This window comes from Oleiphilus sp. HI0066 (assembly GCF_001635725.1).
This window is the reverse complement of the sequence record NZ_LWFH01001672.1, coordinates 1-1894: the sequence shown is the minus strand read 5'-3', so window position 1 is coordinate 1894 and position 1894 is coordinate 1. Positions and strand designations below refer to the sequence as shown.

Sequence of the window (1894 nt, the reverse complement as noted above, 5' to 3'; positions counted from 1 at the left end):
TTGCTCTCAGTTTATGATCACTAACAGGAAGCCCAAGTGCCTGAAGATCATTAATAAAATATTCCGCAAGCTGATTTCCTAGATAACTCGTCTTTTGCAAAGTCGTATCAAAGTATACAAATGACGCAACCAAAATAAGGCCGTTTAATTTAGCTCCCTCTAAATCATCGTACAAATTACCAGCCATTTGCTCAGTATACTCATGTAACAACCTGAAATTAGCACCACCAGTGTCATAGCTAAAATCGCCATCACTCGCGCCCGTTTGAGGAATCTCTAAATCATCACATGGATAGGAGTCGCCGGTACTACTTTCGCATAAGCCTTCATTGTTTTGTGCACTATTATTAGTTGAACTACACGCCGTTAATACGGTCACAAGCAAAACGGGTAATAAGTAAGACGGTTTCATAATTTCTATGCCATGTAATTTTTGAACGGAAAAATACTTCCGCGATAATATATCGTCTTCACAAAAAGCAAGTAATACGCCATATCACTACCCAATAACATGAGAGTACCTCAACATCTCGTGACAACAATTGTTATGATTGAAATTTTCTAGCTACAGATAGAATTGAACATAATGACTCGTTTATTCTGCTTTTTGATCATCCTTAGCATACAAAATGTTGCCTTGTCAGAGGATAGTGAGTTCGGCAGTTTTGACGACTTCAACGAAAGCTTCGATGAAGAGTTCGATTTTGACTTCACCTTCACACCCAAATCAACAATCGATACCGTGTCGCTTGAGTCTATCGACAATCCAGAACTCTCCGATGCAGCCATCGCTGGTGCGCTCAAAACGAGTGTCGAGTTTTCCGGTGAGGGGACTGATAAACCTGCATATGAACGCGTAGCAGAACGCGAGGAATCACAAAAGAAAATCGAACGAGAAGAAACAGAAACCCGAAAAGGGCAAGACGCAGAACAGAATGCATTCCCCGAAACACCGAGCCCTTTTATAGAAGAGCAATTTGTATATGACACGGGCCGGACTCTTGAGATTAAAACCACGACCGTAGAGCGACCTTAATGCCAAAACCTTTTTCCCAGTCTTGCGAAAACAACAAAGCCGTCATTAGCGACACACTATCAGCCTATGTTGATCAAGGCGGCCATCTACTCGAAATTGGCTCTGGCACTGGGCAACACGGCGCTTATATGTCAGGCAAGTTTTCGTCACTAATTTGGCAAACAAGTGACCGCGTTGAGTACCACGATGGTATTGAAGAGTGGGTCAGTGAGTCCAAACACGAAAACTTCCTTCCGCCATTCGAGCTAGACGTTAATTCATTTAACCCAAAACTATTGGTCGACCGCTACGATTATGTATTTACTGCAAATACACTGCATATAATGAGCGGGAGTGAAGTTGAAGCATTTTTCAGCTTGTTGCCATCACTTCTTAATGACAAAGGAATGGTATTTGTTTACGGCCCTTTTAATTACAACGGCAGTTACACCAGTGATAGCAATGCTCAATTTGATGTGTGGTTGAAAGAGCAGGGTGAACATATGGGAATTCGAGATTTTGAAACGATCAACCAACTTGCTGAAGACCATGATTTAAGTCTCTTAGCAGATTATGCCATGCCAGCCAACAACCGTTTATTAGTTTGGAAAGCTCGAGATTAACTGCATTATTATTCGGCTCAGTAGAACAATAGATTAGTAATTATCGACTACGCTAGTAGGACTTCATCCTCAGAAAAACTGTTATATGTTTTTGAAACGCATCAAGCATTTACTCATTCTTAGTACCGTCGCGGTTACTTGCCTGCTTGTTGCAGCTCATCACGTTTTAGGCACGAACTTGTTATACGTGGCTATCGCTAGCGTGGTCATTTGCCATCTCATTTTATTCTTTCTTGTCAAGCGTTCCTTTACGAAG

General features: G+C 41.6%; 3 protein-coding genes. 2 read left to right on the top strand and 1 reads right to left on the bottom strand.

Translation table 11 applies throughout. From position 1 onward, the window contains the following. Positions 1-412, bottom strand: a 412-nt coding sequence (locus A3738_RS26190) for a FlgO family outer membrane protein (RefSeq protein ID WP_197474052.1), incomplete at its 3' end; no start/stop codon positions are given. 174 nt (positions 413-586) lie between these two features. Here A3738_RS26190 and A3738_RS26185 point away from each other — a divergent pair. Beyond that, positions 587-1036, top strand: coding sequence for a hypothetical protein (locus tag A3738_RS26185; protein ID WP_068482965.1), 450 nt, complete (start codon positions 587-589; stop codon positions 1034-1036). Next, positions 1036-1638 (top strand): DUF938 domain-containing protein, encoded by a 603-nt coding sequence (locus A3738_RS26180; protein WP_068482967.1) that lies wholly within the window; start codon positions 1036-1038, stop codon positions 1636-1638. The genes A3738_RS26185 and A3738_RS26180 overlap by 1 nt, the downstream gene beginning before the upstream one ends. The last annotated feature ends 256 nt before the right edge of the window (positions 1639-1894 follow it).